Consider the following 18,141-nt stretch of genomic DNA (forward strand, 5'->3'; position numbering starts at 1 on the left):
ATCATATCAATCTTTTTGAAAAATGCAAACCCTTTAACGCGAGAAGCGACGGTTGAGCGCGGTCCCAAAATGCGAGAACCGTTCCGTCCCGAGCTTACGACGGTTCGAGGCCGCGAACACGTAATAATCGACCTTCCCCATAAAATAAATCAAGCGCAGTCCTGCGATAAAGAACGTGATGGTCGTGCTGATCGCAAAGCCGACCCCATACCAATCGATCCCGCGCGATAGTAACGACAACGTGAACAAGGCGTTCAATGTGAAGAACGATAGGTTGACGAACAACGCACCACGCCGGTCCTCAAAATAAAGCAAGAGCAGCGTCAGTACGAGAATCATCGCGTTCGCGAACGCGGCGAGCGTCGTCATCCGGAAAATTTGACCGACTTCTTCCGGGACACCAATCCAACCGACGAACACACCCGCCATCAGGATCGCGAACAAGGTGACAACACCTTGACTTCGCCCAAGTCGGATCAATTCATTTTTCAACACCGTCGTCATCGTCTGCTTCGCCTTCTCAATTTGGTGTAACGCCCCGCCATAATTGATCAAGCCGTAAAACGTTCGGTAGCGCTCGTAAAACCTTGTCTCGACAGCGACGACGAACAAGAGCTGGGTCGGGATGATCGTCAAGTACGACCAGAACACAGCCGTGTCATAATACGGATTGAACACGAACGAATCGGCAATCACCATGCGACCTTCACCAAACCAAATGATGAAGTTGGTCACCCAGATCCCAAGCACGTATAACACACCAATCGCGAACAAGTCCGGATACTTATCAAAGTACCGGAAGTATGAAAACTCTCGCGTCGCATACCTGAGCGGAAACGTCCGAAGCATCGCGAAGAATAGCCCGAACAGCGTCACGACCATCCCAACGGTAAAGCCAAACAGAAGCTCGAGGCTCGATGGGTTGACCATGAGACGACTGATCAAATAGACGCTCGCGACTGAAATAACCCCGCCTAGCAAGAAGCTGTAAGCGACCGCTTGATAAAATTTGGCGGCGCTCAAGAACAAGAACATGACCCAGATGACGTTGATGGTCATGAATAAGACGAACAGGACGAGCTTATAGGCGAAACTGAGCGGTGAAATCAGCCAAAACACGCTATACATGACGACGGCAGCGAGAATCGTCACTTTTAACATGCCGGTGAAGACAGGAAAGATCTCATGGGCTTTCTTTTCATAAAACAAATCGGCCACGTATCGCGTGACGACGAGCTGCTGAAAACTAAATAGAATTTGCGAGAAAATGAACGCGTAAGACACGGATAGCATAAACAGTGTCCGTTCCTCGAGTGACAACATCGGCATCTGAAACGCCAACCATTGAATCGTACCGACAACGAGGATGACGATCAGCCAAGGGCCCGATGTGACGAGACCGGAAAACGTGTACGCCTTCAGTCTTGAAGAGTAATAGTCTTCTTGAAACAGCTTTTGTAACTTAAACCCGATGCCCGCCATACTGTTCCCTCCTCGCTTCATAGATGGCTTTATAGCGGTCGACGAACTGTTGCAATCGATAATACTGACGGACACGCTCGCGGCCGTTTTTACCGAAGCGCATCCGTTCGCGCGGATAATCCATCATCCATTCGACTTTGTCAGCGATGGCTTCCGGATGGACCGGAGGAACGATGAAGCCGGCCGGACCGAACGGATCGTCAGCGCGTCCGTAAAGTAGTTCCGAACAAGCCCCGACATCGGTCGCCACCCAAGGGATGCCAGCCGCCATCCCTTCTAAAATGGCAAGCGGCTGCCCTTCCGATATGCTCGTCAACAACAACAAATCAAATTTCGGCAACCAGTCTTGTACGTTCACTTTCCCGACGAGTTCGACATAGTCGGTCAGCCCGCTCTGCTCAATCAGTAGACGACACTCTTCGGCGTACTCTTCGTCCTCATCAAGCGGACCCATGATCGTCAGTTTAAACAGCCGATGGCGCTCTTGAAGGATTTTTGCGGAATAAATCATCGTCTTCAAATCCTTGATCGGAACGAGGCGGACGATAGCCCCGATTTGGAACACATCATTCTCGGCTCGCTCAAGCGTAGCGTGGATATGACGGTCGTCAATCCCGTTGGCGATAATTTTCGTCTTCTCGCTAGGCGCGCCAATCCACTCTTGATATTCGCGATTCCGCTCAAACAGTGTGATAATCTCGTCGGCCGCGTTATACGCCTCGCGTGACAAGTGATGGAAAAAGCGAACCCATCTCGGTTTGTAAGGGGACGGAATCCAATAAGACTGAAGGATTTCTTCCTCGCGTTCACGTGAGTAGATGCCGTGTTCGGTCAAAATGAACGGGATACCTTGCGTCTCTTTCATGTAAGATGCGACGACACCGGCGTAGCCTGTCGAGATGGAGTGGACGAGATCGACTTTTGGTAACGGTTGATGCAACACACGCAAGATCGGCATATACATACTCTGCCACATCCAAAAATAATCGATGAACGAGCCACCGTTCATTTCTTCTGCGTAAGCCGATTTTACGTTTCTCCAAAAGAACTCGCTTGAGAAGAAGGCTTGGCTTGATGGGACTTGTTTCCCGAGAATGCCAAGCGCTTGCCGGTTCGGGTTTTTCAACATGAGCCATTCCGAAATTTCCCGTTCGTCTTCGGCGTCGAGCTTCATTCGACCCTTCGCCTTTTTATCCATATCGCTTAAATAAAGGTGTGTGATTCCTGACACGTTTTGCGGCAACTCATATTTCATATCTTCTGGCCGCTTGACCGATGGCTGAATCGAGATGATTTCAAACTCGACTTCCGGCATCGCTTCAATCAGCGTCTGCGTCCAACTCGAGACACCTCCGCTCACATACGGGTAACTCCCTTCTAACACGAGCCCAATCTTCATTGCGGGTCCCCCTTGATGGCGATTTCAGCGTTCGCTGATGTCAATTGGACGAGATAGAGTGGACGGTCCGCCTCCATCTGCTCGACCGTGCCGAATGCGAATTTGCCTGTGTCCAATGATTGGCCCACTTTTAGACGGACGGTGAAGTGTGACGGATTGACGAGTCCGTCCCCGGTCAAATAAATGGTCTCGTCATCAAACGTGACGTTCAAGTCTGCCTCTTGATACGTGATTAGTTTTTCCGTCGCATAGTGTTGTGTGTAGGCCTCTAAATAGGGATAGCTGACGTTAACATCATCGACGATTTTTTTCAAACTGGCGAACATTGTATCCCAGTCGCGACCGAACGCACGGTCTGGGTCGATGACGTCATCCGGGTGGATAAAGTGTGAAAACACCCCAAAGTTAGCGATCGCATCGACCATTTGGAAGATCGAACCTCTTTCTTCCCCGTAGTCACTCGTGATGCGCGGGAAATGATAGATTCCGGTATGTGTCGTATCAAATTCGAACTCTTGGACAAAATCACCATTTTCCGGGTCACCGGTATAGAGTGACGCAATCGTCCGCAGTTCAGGCAACGCTTCAGCAATCGCGTCGACACCGGTACGATTGAGTGCATTCGAAGGTGGGACGTATGATTTGAGTTGTTCTGCCGGGAAATAGTTAGCAAATACCGACTCTGCCTGCAGCAGCGAACGCTTCATCTCGTCCTTGTCTTTCCACGGAATATATCCGTACGTCGGATCGATCGGTTCATCGGCCGTGACAAGTGATTGGTGATTGTATCCGTGCAACCCGATTTCACCACCCTGCGCCAATAGTTTTCGACCGAAATAGAGCATCGGGAACTCGCCGCGTTTAATCAATTTATCATCTAGCAGTTCCATCTCTTCTTCGTACGTCCCGATCATCGCGCCCGTATAAATGACGTCGTCATCTTGAGCCATGTCGACCATGTCTTTCCACCAATCTTCGGCAAAGAAGTCTTTGACCGATTTATCGAGTGGTGTCGCCGAGACATCTTTCATCTTGCCGTCCATGACTGGAGCCGGAAAGTCATCGATATACATGAGCTTAATCGCCGCTTGGGCACCCACGAACGCAGGCGGTAACGTTCCGAGCGTTTGGACGAACAGTCCGCGAATCATCTTTTGATCGGTGATCGTTGTATTCCAGTACAGAACGTTCCCATCACCGACCTCATATTCCCAAAGGACGGGAAACCCTTCCGCTGACAGCAAAACGTTCGCTTCGTCTGCAATTGCGAAGTCGACGACACTATGGACGAACAGATCGTCCGGTGGATTCAAGTCGACATAACCCGGGAAAATCGTTTCTTCGAAGTTCAGACCGTAAACGTCTGGAACGAATTCACCGATTTCTTCGATACCTGTCACTTCATTCCAAGCGGGGTCTTTGAAACGGTTGGCGAACACGACATTGCCTCCTTGTTCGACGAACCGTTTCGTCTCTTGCAATGGCCATGTCGCGGTTTGTTCTCCTGTAAATACGATGATGCTGTAGGGAGACGGCGTGATCGAACTGACCGCACCCGCATCAATTTCTCGAACGTCTAGTTTGGCGTAACGCAAACCATACAATAAATTATCTGCCGTATTGACCGCCAAATCACCTTCGTCTCGGACAAGGTAAACTTGAAGTTGTTGCTCTCCTGTTTTAGCGGAAGCATCACCTTGCAATTGGTCGATATTCATTCGTTGTTCAGCAACGTTCGGTAACAACGTATGCAAGGAATGAATCCTCAAGTATTGGATAGCACCGACGACGACGAGAAATAACACGATGAAGAGCGAGAATGAGATTACAGTTCGTTTTTCCATGATGTCGAATCACTCCATTCTTCAAACAACAGCCGGTGCTCATAAGGCACATCGTCTAACGAAAATTGTGTTTGCATCATAAACATGACAGCCTTCACCTCGGTCCACCGCTCCCGTTCATAGTAAAAATCGATGAGCATAAGATGGGACTCGATGCGTTCCGGGAAATGGTGAACGTACTCCTTCAATATTTCAAGCTGATCTCTAGGACGTTTTAACGTGATGTAGACTTCGTTTAAATCCTCATAAATCCATGGCGACGGCGGATACAGTGTCTTCGCTGTCAAAATCTCTTTTAACCAGGCCTCACGTCTGTCTTTCAACATGACTTCCGTGATCAGTTCACTGTGAATCATCCGTTTGTAAATTGTCGCTAGCCGGCGAATCGTTTCCGGGTTTCCTAAATCGTATTCATGCTTCGCCAATTTCAACTCTTGCTCGTACTGATCGATGAGAATATTCATCGTCGCGGCCGCATAATGGACTGTTTCACTGTCCGTGCTATTAAGCCCCATCTGCAAGTATTTCCCTTGGTTATTGATGGACTGGTTGACGTGCGTCAAAATCGAGTGCTTGCGAATCGCCGGATCTTTTGAATTGATGGCATCGGCTAACGGCAGCAGGCTAGAGCTTGTTTTCGCATCGTGCCGAATCTGCTCATAATTGACGACCCGAAAATCAATATACTCATCGTAATCTTCAATCAGTCCGCTCCGATCGAAGCGTTCTGCGAAGCGATAAATTGCATATACTGCGACTTCCGCGACAAAAGGTAAAAATAGGCCGAAGCATAAAGCGACTACTGCCACCCCATAGTCTAGCGCTTTCATTTTCCGCTTCAACACCACTAACAAAACGAACGCCAAGATTGCGTGAATCACATAGAGCCCAATCCAAACTAAACTGTCGATGGCTTCCATGAACTCACACTCCCTTCTGGATCAAAATCCCTTCGATCCGATCATAAATTCGTTGACGGTTCTCCTCACTCGTTCCTGGGAGCAAGAGTAACAACTTGTTTTCGTCTTGGTCATAACCGACGATATCAATCTCTCGCAAATACGAATGCACGATCGCTTCAATACTTTCGAGCGAGACCGGTTCATAATCGAGCGCATACTCGAGTACGATGAACGGTTGATCGTGATGAAGTTTCTTTTGTTCTTGAAGCGCCACTATCTCGATGAACGCCTCTTTCTTGTAGAACGATGTGCCCGGGTAGCGCTTCTCGTGCTGCTCTTTACGAATCAAGTTTTGCGCGTTTGTGATTCGCGTCCCGATCCACGAGAACAGGATATTTAATACGTGGAGGTCATCTGTCGTCAATTTCCGGAGCGGCAGACGCTTAATGACGACAACTTCACGCGTCTCTCCGTCAATCACGATCGGAGCGAGCAACATCGGATCTGTGTCGTCATCATCGAGTTGCCGTAACATCGTCTCTTGGACTTGGAAGAAACGTTTGAACATGCTCGACGCCTCATCTAAGAAAATGGTTTGTGGAAACTCTTTCTTCTCGGCTTGGCGAATGATTAGACGCATCGACTTTTGCGATCGATCGACATGATAGATGGCGACGTCGCTCGCCAAGAAATATTTTTTAAGCAGACGAATCGTCTCGCTACGAATCAATTCAGGATGTGGCAGGTCAAGCGAGACAGCTAGTTCGTACAATTGATTTAAACTGTATTCCGATTGAAGTAATTTTTGACGAAGGGTCGTTTGCGAAGTGTTGAGTAAATCGACGGTCTCTTTCAAATACGTGTTTTCATCTTTCAGTTCTTCGTTGCGAAACTGACTGATTTCATAACGCTCTCGAAATGAAGTGCTAAACAAGCCGACGATGACAGTGAGTGCGAAGTAATAGAAAAGAGTGAGAAGTGAGTTTGTATCGTAGAACAGTAAGAAGATATCGCCTCCGACAAGTCCGGTGTAGAGGACTTTGTACAGAAGCAAGACGGCGAAACTGATCAACCCAAAGGTTGTTCCGTAACGTAGCGCAAATAAGATGGCGGCTACATAAAATAGGTTCAAATCATTTTGAATCGTCCCTAAATTGAAAGCTAAATCGATTCCAATCAATAGAGTAAACACGACAAGAATTTCGGCCCACTTAATCCACGGGCGGTCTTGAGCATATAGAATGATAATCCCCTCCCAACGCTTAGTCACAGCTTCATAACACGAATGTCATGCTTACTTATTTGGCGCTCGCAGCAAATTCCCCTGCTAATTATCTTAATTCCCTTCCTGAAAATCCCATGTATCATAATAAGTCGGTTCATGATAATGGATAAACCCGTTCGCTTCCGCCAAGTCTCGACTAATAGCTTCCTCTTGGTCCGAAACAGTAAGTACTGCAATCCCATACTGTTCTTGAATCACATTCATACGGTCCAACATTTCCATCGACCAAGAGTCCGATGTGATCTCCGAATAATTGAACCCCTCCCACATGAACCCGTCCACGTATGGAGCGCTCGTTCGTTCAAGCGTTTCGATTCCCCAATTTTGTACAATCGGGACCCCAGGGTAAGTCTGCTTAATCGCTTTTAAAAATGCTTCTAATCCGTTCAATTGCTCAGTCAAGTCTTCGGGATAGTCGAGGTGTACATCGTCGATATCTCCAACCGTGTCTAAAAAGATACCGTCCAAGTGTTTATTGATGACTTGCTTTTGAATCTCGCGCATCAAAATCTTCCGAAAATGGTCCGAACTGATATCTGTCAAATAGGAATCCCATTTCGGAAAATAAATCCGCTCTCCGTCCCGGTAGAAAAAATCGTCTTGTTTCATTTGACCGATCAGTTCCCGATTCCACGTGTCCGCTTCCATCACGTTTATATAGCCGAGCACTTTCGTGCCGTTCGAACGAATCGCTTCAATCTGCTCCGGTGTATACCAAATCGGTTCGATGATCACGAGATCATACCGGGTCATATCCTCGATAATCGCCTCGGTCGGAATGTTGTAAAAAATTTTGTACGAGCTGATTTTATCAAAATTAAATGGCGTCTTCGTGGTACATCCACCTAGCAGCAGAAGCAGCACTAAACTCGTCAACCTAAAGCGTCGCACACGGACACCTCCTTGTCGCAGAATCCTTCATGGTGCAATTAGGTCCGTTTGACGTCAATTGTTCAGGGAAACAACTTAGTATGACTTAGCAAAAAAGGAGAGATGAAGATGAATACGATTTTACTGACGGTTGCCCTCTTATTCGTCGGACTGAACGTATATACCTTCTTCCGCCGACAGACGTACCGGCAGACCGGATTTGACGGCCGATTATTTAGCCACCTTTTCATCAGCTTGTTAGGTGTGTTGATTGGGTTTGCCTTGGTTTATTACGTGTTGTCGTGGGACGGGGTCATTCTCGTCACGTCACTTGAGACGATGACCGCTGTCGAGCCATCATGGCAAAACCTGCTCTATTTCAGCGGCGTCACGCTTCTATCAATCGGATTTGGTGACTTACTGCCGGTTGGGCTGGCCCGTCTGTTCGCCCTACTCGAAGCGGCAATCGGAATCTTGCTCCCGACCGCGTTTTTCGTAAAATCGATGTACAAAAAAGAAGACTGACAAGCAGTCTTCTAACGTCCGGTGATAAGTAAAAACATGTTAAATGCGACGAGTCCAAGCGGAAATAAGGCCACGACAACGATTGGCCATTTCTTCGTCCGGATGCCGACAAATAAGAGTAAACTCCCCACTAGGAGCGCGATGAACGTCGTATACGGATTCAAGCGTCATTCCCCCTTCTATAGAGTGGGTTTCCCGACTCGGCTAAAAACTAATCGTTTGAAGTCCAAAGCGTCGAAAAAGCGTCACGAATCCGCTTGGACTCGTCGTCCCGAAATGAGTTGCCACTTTTCTCCGAAACACGCCGACTGAAGACGCAGAACTGCTCGACCAACGTTTCAAACGCGGCTGCAATCGCCGCAGGATCCGCGACCGGGTATGTCCGTAAGTATGCTTGCCAAGCTTGATTTGATAAGTGGTCCACCAAAGCGTCCCCAGCTTTCCCGATATTCGCGGAAAAGCCGGTCCTATATCCGACATCCCACGCCATCATCTGTCGGAGCATGTCTCGCATGATCGTCACGTGATCGAGCGCATACAGCAGTTGATTGCGCCTTAGTCCTTTCACGACATACAATGACACCCACCAAAACTCGTTCCAACACGACGCATAGTCAAACGCGCTCGGGCGTTTGACTCGGTACGTCTCATCGCTCGGCACAGGACGTCCTGCCGTGTCATCTTTATCGAGCATGACGAGACTGAGCGAATCTTCCGCAATCGCCTCCTGCACGACGCGAACAGGACGAACGGTCAGATCGATCCGATGACCGGCTGCAAACTGGACGAGAAACGCAAACCGCTCGTATCTTGTTTGAGACGGTGACTCGTCCGGTGTCTGCATGATCAACACCTCGCCGAACCGATCGATCCAGGATCGATCCGTTATGAACGATGATACGTCCAGAACGAAAAACGTGACATCTACATCTTGAAACCGGTCTGGGGAGACGTGCGGATTGACGAGCGATCCGTTCAACACCATGATTCGGATGTCTTCCCGCTCCTCCGCCAAAGCGAGTAGCTGCTCGAGCACCTGGTTATTGTTCATTCGACGATGGCCCCGAGCGAACGGGCGACTTGGACCGCCTGCATGACGTCGAGTTTCGTCTTTTTGAGCGCAACGTCCGTGAAATCGACCCCGTCCATGTCAGCACCTATGAAGTCGGCAGCCGTACAGTCCGCATGCTGCAGGACGGCACGTGTCAACGCAGCGTTCGTCCAGCGCGACTCCTTCAAGTCCGCCCCGTACAAATCAGCCTCTACTAGACGAACATCCGACCAATCCATTTTTCGGAGCGGTGCGTGACGCAAATTGACGAACGACCAGTCGCCCCCACGAACGGTCACGCCCTCAAACGTACACGACTCGAACGAAGAACCTGTCATCTTGCATTGATCGAACTCACTTAAAAACAAATTCGCCCCATTGAATTGACAGTTTAAAAACGAACTGCCGACGTGGCGCGATGCGTTCCATTTCGAGTCGGTAAAGTCACAGTTGATGAAGCGGCACTGCTCGGTCTCGAACTCGGTCGCGTCGATGTATGTGAACCGACAGTTCTCGAACGTCACGTGTGAAAGTTGAAGGTCACGGAACGAGGACTCGCGAAAATCTTGTCCTTCGTAAGACTCATTTAATTGAAACATGTCCTGCCTCCTTGGCGTATACTGATTGTAGCTAAAGGAATGGAGTGATGAAAGATGGATATCGTATTTCCGACCGATCAAGGCACGTTCAACTACCGCGTCGCCGGCATCTGGGTCCAAGATGGTCGTTTGCTCATTCATCGGAACGCGAATGATGACTTTTGGGCATTGCCGGGCGGCCGCGTCGGCATCGGCGAAGAAGCCGAACTCGCTTTGATGCGCGAACTGCAAGAAGAGCTCAACGCGACACTGACGGGAACGACGTTCGCTTTCGTCTCCGAAAATTTCTTCACGTACTTAGAACGCACGGTTCACGAGATCGGCATGTATTTTTATGTATCGGGTGACCTACCGCTCCGGACCGGGGACTTTCACGGACCAGAAGGAGATCAACTCATCTATCGTTGGCAGCCGCTCGAGTCGCTCCGTGAACTGAGACTCTTCCCGGAGACGCTCTATGCGTTGCCGCAGTCGCTCCCACCACACTTTATCGACCGCTGAGCCTTATAAAATCGATTTCAACTCGTTCAAATCTTGAATCTCATACGTCGTCTCGACCGTCGCCGCAACCTCATGCGGGTTGTACCAGCACGTATCGAGGCCGTACATGCGTCCTCCGGCGATGTCCGCCGTCAGCGAGTCACCGACGATGAGCCCACGCTCTGGTGACACGTTCGGGACACGGTCGAACACGTAATCGAAGAACGGTTTCATCGGCTTTTGCGATCCCGTCGCGTCGGAGACGAACACGTCCTTGAAATACGGGAGCAACCCCGACGCCTCAAGCCGCTTGAACTGTGTCTCTGTCACACCGTTCGTGACGATATAGAGCGGATACTGTTCACTGAGCGTTTGCACGAGTTCGAGTGCCCCGTCGATGATGTGCACCCCGTCGTGCAAATGGTCTCGATAGCGCTGTTCGACTTCATGCGCATCGATCGTGATGCCGAGCGTGTCGAACAGTTGCGTGTGGCGGCCCATCAAGACGTCTTCCCGTCCGACCTCACCGCGTTCAAACGCGCGCCATAGCCCGTTGTTGATCGTCACGTATTGTTGTTTTAACGCATCGGTCATCCGGACGTTATGTGAGGCGAGCAATTGCTCCAAGGCGACGTGCTCGCTCCGTTTAAAGTCTAGCAACGTATCGTCGACATCAAATAAAATAGCTTCATACCGTTTCATAATTTGAATTACCCCTCTCTGCCTCTAATGTACAGGAACAGGCCGAGAAGTTCAAAACAAGGAGTGAGTCCCATGGCTAAACGACCGATCACCAATCTCGAGTATTCAGATAAAGAACGTGAATCATTTTTCTACTTGACCGATGAAATGTTCGGCATCGATTTTCGCGGATGGTATTTGGATGGAGAATGGACCGACCGCTATCGCTGTTATTCGTTGACGTTCTACCGGAACATCATCTCGAACGTCAGCATGAGCCGGATGACCCTCGTGACGGACGGAACCGCTCGTGAGATGTATCAAATCGGGACGGTCATGACGGACGAGGACCGACAAGGACAAGGACTCGCCACCCGCGTCTTCAAGCACCTCTTCAAACAACATGACGCCGATGGATTGCCTTATATTTTAGCTTGTAACGAGGGCCTCGAAACGTTTTATGAGAAGCAAGGGTTCACTGTCCAACGCGAACCGGAGCTATTTGTCTCCGTGTCGGGCTCGGCGCCCCCGCTCGAACACGTCGACGTCGACGCCGAGCGGTGGCGTCGGTTCAAACTGGAGTCGCTCCCGTACTCACCCCGGCTCTATACGACGGACGACATGCATATTTGGATGTTCAGTTTCTATCAAGGCCTGAACGAGGACGTCTATCGCTTCGACGACGTGCATGTCATCTATTTTATTGAGCGCACGCGTCTGCATTTGTTCGCGGTACTGTCGCCTCGGCCTGTCGATATGCGTGACGTCGTGGCACGGCTCTCCTTTGATGGAATCGCGGAAATCGTCTTTGAATTCACACCTGACTTGCCCGATGTCGAACGACGTGCGGCACGTGCACGTGACGGACAATGGATGATCCGCATGAGTGACGGCCACCTTTTCCCGGAAGGCTGTCGCTTCCCGAGTTTATCGAAAGCATGAAATAACGCGCCTTGCAACAGAGTCTGATGGTGCGAGCGTACTCATAAGAGAAGAGGACCGTTCCGACAATAGGTCAGAATGGTCCTCTTCTCTTATCCAAGAATATTTTTTTGGTTCTCAAACGCTGTTTTTAAACAATGAGCCGCCTCTTTCACCGCCCGTTTCGCCTCTGGGACGAACGCATAGTAGTTCGTGAAGCCGTGGATCAGCCCCCCGTAATTTTTATACGTCACCGGGACACCGAGGCTGATCAATTTGTTCGCATAAGCCCGACCGACGTCACGGAGCGGGTCGTACTCGGCCGTCAGTAGTGTCGTCGCAGGCAGTTGTTCTAAGCGATCGGACAAAATTGGCGACGCATACGGATGTGTCAACTCATTTTCGTCATTAAAATATTGCTGCTGGAACCAACGGATCAACCCTTCGTCAAGCAAGTAGCCGGTAGCGTAATCAATCAAAGATAACGGCAAGTTCTCTTCGGTCCCGGTCACCGGGTAAAACAGGAGCTGATGAACGAGTGACGGCCCCCCGCGCTCACTCGTAATCAATGCGCTGACCGTGGCGAGCGTCCCGCCGGCACTGTCGCCGCCGACGGCGAGTCGTGACGCATCTACGTTTAATTCCGAAGCGTGTTCCCCGATCCAAACGAGTGCATCGTAAGCGTCTTCGACCGGGGCTGGAAATTTATGTTCCGGCGCGAGGCGATACCCGACCGAGATGACGGTACAGTCCGCCTCGTTCGCGAGGGTGCGGCAAATCGCATCGTGTGTCTCGATGCTGCCGGTGACGTAACCGCCGCCGTGATAGTAGACAAGTGCCGGGGCGGTCGTTGCTCCTGACCGATAAATCCGAATCGGGAGCGTACGCCCTGGGAGCGAGAGATCCAAGTCCTCGACTTCGTGAACGTGCTCTTTATGCTGGAACCTCGTCAGCACTGCATCTTCCTGTCGTCTTAACTCGAGTGGGTTCATTTGCTCATATGTGGGTGACATCTGATTTTTAAATTGATCCAAATAAAATTGAATCGTCGGATTGACTGGCAATGGGAACCCCTTCTTTCTCTATTGGCGTACAGTTTCCTATTCCCAGCCGAACCCGTCATTAAGCAGACTCGCACACTTTTCGAAATTTAGAATGATAAAAGAATGCCAAGACGACACCGATAACGAACAAGACCGTCCAAGCGATGCCTAACAATCGAGCTAGCATCTATGACAAACGTCTTAGACTTCCTCCTGTTGATTCTTTTTCCACCAGACGAACATAACGATTCCCATGCCGACGAACAGAACCATCATTGAGAAAATCAACTGTTGTTCAAGCGGCAGGCTCGTTTGCGCGAACACATATTGCGGCACAAACAGTAGAAGTGGAATAATCAGATTGATCCACGTCTTCGTCCACACCGACACGATGACGAGTGTGAGCACTGCTAGCCCGAACAACACGAACTGCCCGACCGTCCCAAACGTGATCTTCGGTGTCTCAACGAGCAGGTCGAAAGTCATCAAGCCTAGGAATAGCGTCATCGGCAATGCACCGAGCGCGGCATACGTCAACCCAGTTTTCATCTTGCCGCGAGACGAACCGGTCGACATCTTACGGAACACTTGTGTCACGGCGAGTAAAAGTATGACGGCGACGAGTGGGAAGCCGATCAGTTGGACCGTCGAGAACGTCATCTCTCCTTGAATAAAGTTTCCGATGATGATGTAGGCGAATACGCTCGGAATGATCATGCCGACAACTTTCACTACCCCTTTCACGTCAAACGCCATCTCGCTCCCGAGTTGGCGCATATACGCCTCAGGGCTCTGTCCGACGACATCGTCTACGCTTTTCCCTGCTCGCTCCGCTTCTTCTAAATGGTCTTTCAATTCTTCGGTCACGTCCTTCACTTCACGTTCTGATTTCCCACTCGACATGAGATAGACCGCCAAATCATCTAAAAAATCACGACTCTTTTTCGAAAGTTCCACGTTCATTCCCCTCTCCTAGTACGCGGTCGACACCGCTCGACACATCTGCCCAACGCTTCCGGAACGCCATTAATTCCTGTTCCCCAGCTTCCGTCAATACGTAATACTTTCGTTTCGGACCTCCTGAAGGCAGAGGTTTTTGAACCGTCTCGACCCACCCCTCTTTCTTCATCCGTAACAGAACCGGGTAGATACTGCCTTCGCTCACCATCGTGAAACCGTACGCTTGAAGTTTCTCCGACATCTCATAGCCGTACGTCTCCCCTTTTGCGATGATGGCGAGCAGACACCCTTCGAGCAACCCTTTCAACATTTGACTCATCGCCATGGCGTGACCTCACTTTCTCCAAACTATCTTGTTATACATAATAGTAATGGAAGGTGATTTCAATTGCAACTACTTTGTAAAACAAGATAGTTGCGCATCGAAAGGTTTAATTTTTTAAATCAGGTGAATACTTCTTAAGGTGAAGAAAAAATAAAGGAGTGTTGTTATGCATACCGATTTTACAAAGATGTACATTAATGGCCAGTGGGTAGACGGTTCGAGCGACAAGTCGATCGACAACGTCAACCCGTTCACGGACGAGAAGCTGTTCTCGATTCGGTCAGCAGACGAGTCCGATCTCGACAAGGCGTATCAGGTAGCTAAGGAAGCGCAAGGCAAATGGGCGGTCATGCTGCCGCAAGAGCGCCGCGCCCTGATCGAGCGGTTCGCTGAACTGACGTTACACTACAAAGACGACATCATCGACTGGCTCGTGAAAGAGTCAGGCAGCACCCGCATCAAGGCAGAAGGCGAATTCGCTGCCTCGATGGCAATCATTAAAGAGGCATCGACGTTCCCGTTCCGGATGGACGGTCTGATTAAACCATCGATCGTACCGAACAAAGAGAATCGGGTCTACCGGAAGCCGCTCGGCGTCATCGGCGTCATCAGCCCATGGAACTTCCCGTTCCATCTCGCGGTCCGTTCGATCGTCTCGGCGCTCGCGACCGGCAACACCGTCGTCGTCAAACCAGCGACGGCGACACCGGTCACAGGCGGGCTCCTGTTCGCTTCATTGTTTGAAGAAGCCGGGCTTCCAAAAGGCGTCTTGAATATCGTCGTCGGTCGCGGCTCTGAGATTGGCGATGCCATCGTCGAACACCCGATCCCAAAACTCATCTCGTTCACGGGATCGACCGAGGTCGGGAAAGGCATTGCCGAGAAGGCCGGACGTCTGTTGAAGAAGACCGCGCTTGAACTTGGTGGCAACAACGTCTTCGTCGTCCTAGACGATGCTGATATCGAAAGCGCTGTCGAGTCGGCCGTCTACAGCAAGTTCTTCCATCAAGGTCAGATCTGTATGTCGACGAACCGGATTCTCGTCGCCGAATCGATTCATGACACGTTCCTCGAACGGTTTAACGAACGCGTCCGCGGTCTTAAATTCGGAAATCCGAATGAAGCCGATACACAGGTCGGACCACTCATCGACCATGATCAAATCGATCGTATCCTCGACCAAATCGATCAGACGGTCAACGCCGGGGCGACGCTCCACGTCGGTGGCAAAGCGAACGGCAACGTGCTCGAGCCGACGGTCCTTAGCGGTGTCACGAACGACATGCCGCTCGCCAAAAATGAGATCTTCGGACCGGTCGCCGTCATCTTGTCATTCAAAGACGACGAAGAAGCGCTCCATATCTCGAACGAACTCCCATATGGTCTTAGCGGCGCCGTCCACGGTTCAATTTACCGGGCGACCGAGTTTGCTCGCCGCGTCGAGACCGGGATGATCCACATCAACGACCAATCGGTGAACGACGAGCCGCACTTGCCGTTCGGCGGTGAGAAAGACTCAGGGCTCGGCCGCTTCAACGGCGAATGGGTGCTCGAGGAGTTCACGACGCTCCAATGGGTATCTGTCATGCATGAACGCCGTGAATACAAGCCGTTCTTCTCGTAATACAAAAAACTGTTTCGGTCCGTGGACCGAAACAGTTTTTTCATAGTTTCTTGACGAATTCTGACTTGAGCTTCATCGCGCCGAACCCATCGATTTTGCAATCGATATCGTGATCACCGTCGACGAGGCGGATACTTTTCACTTTCGTCCCTTGTTTGACGACGAGTGACGTACCTTTCACTTTCAAGTCTTTGATGACCGTGACCGCATCTCCATCTTGGAGCACGTTCCCGTTCGCGTCTTTAACCTCAGCGTCCGCCTCGGCCTCGGCCGCCTCGCTCGGTGACCACTCGTAAGCACATTCCGGGCAGACGAGCAAAGCGCCATCTTCATAGACGTAGGCCGACTGACATTTTGGGCAATTCGGTAGTTCTGTCATCTTGATTCCTCCATTCGATTCACTGTTGCCAGTATACCGTATTTCAGAAATATCGATAGACAACATTTAGCCTTCTTGCGGTGTTTCGGGACCTGTCAAATCCAATTGATAAAATGACAAGTCGAGCCATTTTCCAAATTTGTAGCCGGCTCGTTTGATCGTCCCTGAATGAACGAAGCCCAATTTTTCATGCGCTTTGATACTCGCGATGTTGGCAGCATCGATTCCGCCAATCATCGTCTTATAGTTACGCGCTTCCGCGATGCGGATGATTTCACGAAGCAACTTGTTGCCGACACCTTTGCCGCGATAGCCCGGATGAACGTAGACAGAGTGTTCAATCGTGTAATGGTAGGCTGGCCATGGACGGAACGGGCCAAACGTGGCGAAACCCATGACGACGTCGCCGTCTTGCCAGACGATGACGGGGTGTCCGGACGCTTTTTTATCTTCATACCAGGCGACTCGATTTTGAAGCGTCACCGGTTCATAGTGATAGACGGCAGTACTGTTGACGATGGCGTCATTGTAAATATGTAAGATGGCTTGAAGGTCGTCACGACGGCAATTACGGATCATACATACACCACTTTCATGAGTTTTCTTCATTATACGTATCTCACTCTCAAAACACACGTCGCGACGCATTTTCCACAAAAAAAGGTCAGCCGCGTCGACTGACCGTATTCCGCTCAAGCTGCTAAGCGGTCGCACATCGAAGCGCATTCGAAGCAAACGCGCGCACACTCTTGGCAGTGCTCGTGCTTATGTTTTTCGCACTCTTGGGCGCACGCCTTACACATGACCGCACAAGCCCGTGCGAGTTCGGGCACGAACGCCGAATCCCGTGTCATCGCCTCGGCGAGGAACGAGCACATAGCGGCACATTCGCGGTCGAGCCGGATGCAATCGACCATCATCTTCACATCGCGCTCTTCAAGACACGATTCAAGACAGTAGTTACACGTCTCCACACAGTCATGCAACGTTTCGAGTTCATTCGCATAAATTCGGTGAGCCATTCGGACGTCCTCCTTTTTAAGTGACACGACAACGATACGTTACTGTTGTTCCCTAATCGCCAAAAGAAAAACGACCTTCGACTAACGTCTCGGATCGTTGACAAACGTGCGGTATAAATAGGCGATGCCGTTCAACAGCCGCTCGGAATATCGTTTCGGCACGAAGCGGAGCCGGTAGAGCCGATACATCCGTTTCAAGTCTTCCCATTGATGGTCGATATGTTGCCCTTGCCGGAACCGGGCCAAATCGATCAAATAGATGCGGCCTTGCGGACTGAGGATGATGTTGCGCAAATGTACGTCTGACGGGGTAAGTCCAAGCTGCCGCGCTTTAATCAGCGCCTCGTCGACTTGCTCGATGTACGCCGCATCAATCCAAATCCCTTCGGTCAAACACTCAAACAGCGTCTTACCTTCGATATAATCGATGACGATATAGTTCGGCCCGACTTCGTACAAATATGGGAACTGGGGCAGCCCTTCGAGCGTACGATAAATCACGGCTTCTTCCGCTGCGATTTGAGTATAGCCCGGGAAGAACACTTTGATGACGAGTTGCGTGTCTTTCACGCGAAATACGGCGGCGCTCCGTCCGATCCCATGCAGCTCGAGGTCTTGGTGATAAGCGGTGGCACGCGTCTCGTGAACGTCTTGTTCGAACGACACGTCCGCATAAATTTCATAACGATTCATGAAGAACTCCTCTTTCTGTTTGTCTCTCGTCTATCATAACGGATTCCGTCACGATT

At 50.4% G+C, this 18,141-nt stretch carries 21 protein-coding genes; 4 read left to right on the forward strand and 17 right to left on the reverse strand.

The features are described from left to right. Window positions 1–33 precede the first annotated feature (33 nt). From pelG to EVJ20_RS12170, 6 genes are all read right to left on the reverse strand, one after another. Complete coding sequence (gene pelG, locus EVJ20_RS12145) at window positions 34–1,482, reverse strand: exopolysaccharide Pel transporter PelG (protein ID WP_070329467.1); 1,449 nt, start codon at window positions 1,480–1,482, stop codon at window positions 34–36. Then, a complete protein-coding gene (pelF, locus tag EVJ20_RS12150) occupies window positions 1,463–2,881 on the reverse strand; it encodes a GT4 family glycosyltransferase PelF (protein ID WP_131464805.1) in 1,419 nt (472 codons plus the stop codon). Before pelF ends, pelG begins: the two co-directional genes overlap by 20 nt. Next, window positions 2,878–4,725, reverse strand: a complete 1,848-nt coding sequence (locus EVJ20_RS12155) for a DUF2194 domain-containing protein (protein WP_070329469.1) — start codon at window positions 4,723–4,725, stop codon at window positions 2,878–2,880. Before EVJ20_RS12155 ends, pelF begins: the two co-directional genes overlap by 4 nt. Continuing rightward, window positions 4,707–5,645, reverse strand: coding sequence for a tetratricopeptide repeat protein (locus EVJ20_RS12160; RefSeq protein ID WP_070329470.1), 939 nt, complete (start codon window positions 5,643–5,645; stop codon window positions 4,707–4,709). The genes EVJ20_RS12155 and EVJ20_RS12160 overlap by 19 nt, the downstream gene beginning before the upstream one ends. 4 nt (window positions 5,646–5,649) lie before the next feature. Beyond that, window positions 5,650–6,897, reverse strand: a complete 1,248-nt coding sequence (locus EVJ20_RS12165) for a GAF domain-containing protein (RefSeq protein WP_131504973.1) — start codon at window positions 6,895–6,897, stop codon at window positions 5,650–5,652. 66 nt (window positions 6,898–6,963) lie between these two features. After that, window positions 6,964–7,803 carry a putative glycoside hydrolase gene (locus tag EVJ20_RS12170; protein ID WP_236633714.1) on the reverse strand — a complete coding sequence of 280 codons (840 nt, stop codon included), beginning with the start codon at window positions 7,801–7,803 and terminating at the stop codon, window positions 6,964–6,966. Between the two features lie 108 nt (window positions 7,804–7,911). Between EVJ20_RS12170 and EVJ20_RS12175 the strand changes: the two genes are divergently transcribed. Further along, window positions 7,912–8,307: an ion channel gene (locus EVJ20_RS12175; protein ID WP_131508319.1), complete on the forward strand. Its 396-nt coding sequence runs from the start codon at window positions 7,912–7,914 to the stop codon at window positions 8,305–8,307. A gap of 11 nt (window positions 8,308–8,318) precedes the next feature. Here the strand turns inward: EVJ20_RS12175 and EVJ20_RS15255 are convergent, their stop codons facing one another. From EVJ20_RS15255 to EVJ20_RS12185, 3 genes are read right to left on the reverse strand one after another with little or no spacing between them, the layout of a single operon-like run. Next, window positions 8,319–8,471, reverse strand: coding sequence for a hypothetical protein (locus EVJ20_RS15255; protein WP_167615759.1), 153 nt, complete (start codon window positions 8,469–8,471; stop codon window positions 8,319–8,321). A gap of 47 nt (window positions 8,472–8,518) precedes the next feature. Further along, window positions 8,519–9,358, reverse strand: a complete 840-nt coding sequence (locus tag EVJ20_RS12180) for an aminoglycoside 6-adenylyltransferase (protein WP_131504974.1) — start codon at window positions 9,356–9,358, stop codon at window positions 8,519–8,521. Continuing rightward, window positions 9,355–9,957 (reverse strand): pentapeptide repeat-containing protein, encoded by a 603-nt coding sequence (locus EVJ20_RS12185; protein ID WP_131504975.1) that lies wholly within the window; start codon window positions 9,955–9,957, stop codon window positions 9,355–9,357. The genes EVJ20_RS12180 and EVJ20_RS12185 overlap by 4 nt, the downstream gene beginning before the upstream one ends. Before the next feature lie 54 nt (window positions 9,958–10,011). Between EVJ20_RS12185 and EVJ20_RS12190 the strand changes: the two genes are divergently transcribed. Next, on the forward strand, window positions 10,012–10,458 hold the full coding sequence (locus tag EVJ20_RS12190; RefSeq protein WP_131490311.1) for an NUDIX hydrolase: 447 nt from the start codon (window positions 10,012–10,014) through the stop codon (window positions 10,456–10,458). 3 nt (window positions 10,459–10,461) lie between these two features. Here EVJ20_RS12190 and EVJ20_RS12195 read toward each other — a convergent pair whose 3' ends face one another. Next, the gene (locus EVJ20_RS12195) at window positions 10,462–11,139 is read right to left on the reverse strand and encodes a YjjG family noncanonical pyrimidine nucleotidase (RefSeq protein WP_131468408.1); all 678 of its coding nucleotides are present in this window, start codon (window positions 11,137–11,139) and stop codon (window positions 10,462–10,464) included. Between the two features lie 72 nt (window positions 11,140–11,211). Here EVJ20_RS12195 and EVJ20_RS12200 point away from each other — a divergent pair, with 72 nt between their 5' ends. Then, window positions 11,212–12,060 (forward strand): GNAT family N-acetyltransferase, encoded by an 849-nt coding sequence (locus EVJ20_RS12200; protein WP_161567017.1) that lies wholly within the window; start codon window positions 11,212–11,214, stop codon window positions 12,058–12,060. A gap of 92 nt (window positions 12,061–12,152) precedes the next feature. On the opposite strand, the gene EVJ20_RS12205 is transcribed toward EVJ20_RS12200, so the two are convergent. The 3 genes from EVJ20_RS12205 to EVJ20_RS12215 form a co-directional block, all read right to left on the reverse strand. Beyond that, window positions 12,153–13,103 carry an alpha/beta hydrolase gene (locus EVJ20_RS12205; RefSeq protein ID WP_070329269.1) on the reverse strand — a complete coding sequence of 317 codons (951 nt, stop codon included), beginning with the start codon at window positions 13,101–13,103 and terminating at the stop codon, window positions 12,153–12,155. A gap of 180 nt (window positions 13,104–13,283) precedes the next feature. After that, the gene (locus tag EVJ20_RS12210) at window positions 13,284–14,045 is read right to left on the reverse strand and encodes an HAAS domain-containing protein (RefSeq protein WP_070329270.1); all 762 of its coding nucleotides are present in this window, start codon (window positions 14,043–14,045) and stop codon (window positions 13,284–13,286) included. Next, entirely contained in the window at window positions 14,014–14,367 is a 354-nt protein-coding gene (locus tag EVJ20_RS12215) for a PadR family transcriptional regulator (protein ID WP_070329271.1), read from the reverse strand. The genes EVJ20_RS12210 and EVJ20_RS12215 overlap by 32 nt, the downstream gene beginning before the upstream one ends. A 166-nt stretch (window positions 14,368–14,533) precedes the next feature. Here EVJ20_RS12215 and EVJ20_RS12220 point away from each other — a divergent pair, with 166 nt between their 5' ends. Beyond that, window positions 14,534–15,991, forward strand: a complete 1,458-nt coding sequence (locus tag EVJ20_RS12220; RefSeq protein WP_131508321.1) for an aldehyde dehydrogenase family protein — start codon at window positions 14,534–14,536, stop codon at window positions 15,989–15,991. A 40-nt stretch (window positions 15,992–16,031) separates the two neighbouring features. On the opposite strand, the gene EVJ20_RS12225 is transcribed toward EVJ20_RS12220, so the two are convergent. The 4 genes from EVJ20_RS12225 to EVJ20_RS12240 all read right to left on the reverse strand — a co-directional run bounded on the left by EVJ20_RS12225 (window position 16,032) and on the right by EVJ20_RS12240 (window position 18,085). Continuing rightward, on the reverse strand, window positions 16,032–16,370 hold the full coding sequence (locus tag EVJ20_RS12225) for a zinc ribbon domain-containing protein YjdM (RefSeq protein WP_070329273.1): 339 nt from the start codon (window positions 16,368–16,370) through the stop codon (window positions 16,032–16,034). A 66-nt stretch (window positions 16,371–16,436) separates the two neighbouring features. Further along, entirely contained in the window at window positions 16,437–16,949 is a 513-nt protein-coding gene (locus EVJ20_RS12230; RefSeq protein ID WP_070329274.1) for a GNAT family N-acetyltransferase, read from the reverse strand. A gap of 113 nt (window positions 16,950–17,062) precedes the next feature. After that, on the reverse strand, window positions 17,063–17,392 hold the full coding sequence (locus tag EVJ20_RS12235; RefSeq protein WP_070329275.1) for a four-helix bundle copper-binding protein: 330 nt from the start codon (window positions 17,390–17,392) through the stop codon (window positions 17,063–17,065). Between the two features lie 81 nt (window positions 17,393–17,473). After that, window positions 17,474–18,085 (reverse strand): serine/threonine protein kinase, encoded by a 612-nt coding sequence (locus EVJ20_RS12240; protein WP_070329276.1) that lies wholly within the window; start codon window positions 18,083–18,085, stop codon window positions 17,474–17,476. Window positions 18,086–18,141: the final 56 nt, after the last annotated feature.

Origin of the sequence: Exiguobacterium sp. SH0S1, assembly GCF_004337165.1 — a bacterium.
Lineage (GTDB): Bacteria > Bacillota > Bacilli > Exiguobacteriales > Exiguobacteriaceae > Exiguobacterium > Exiguobacterium aurantiacum_A.